Source organism: Pseudoalteromonas sp. SIMBA_162, assembly GCF_046535955.1.
In the GTDB taxonomy this organism is placed as follows: domain Bacteria; phylum Pseudomonadota; class Gammaproteobacteria; order Enterobacterales; family Alteromonadaceae; genus Pseudoalteromonas; species Pseudoalteromonas marina.
This window is the reverse complement of the sequence record NZ_JAWJBQ010001016.1, coordinates 1-243: the sequence shown is the minus strand read 5'-3', so window position 1 is coordinate 243 and position 243 is coordinate 1. Positions and strand designations below refer to the sequence as shown.

1 pseudogene is annotated in these 243 nt (G+C 67.5%); it reads left to right on the top strand.

What is annotated here, in order from left to right:
* Positions 1–13: 13 nt before the first annotated feature.
* Positions 14–243: pseudogene (locus tag R0J88_RS22790) on the top strand (ABC transporter); the annotation flags it as partial.

Genomic DNA, 243 nt, shown 5'->3' with positions numbered 1-243 from the left:
CCAGGTCGAAGCCATGACGCTGGCCGACAAGATCGTGGTACTGCGTGATGGGCGCATCGAGCAGGTCGGCAGCCCCCAGACGCTCTATCAGGCGCCGGCGACCCGCTTCGTGGCCGGCTTCATCGGCTCCCCGACCATGAACTTCCTGCCGGCAGAGCTGCTGCGAAGCGAGGGCAATGGCTGTCGCATCGCGACGCCCGGGATCGGCGAACTGGATCTGCCTCGCGATGCCGGCGACGAACG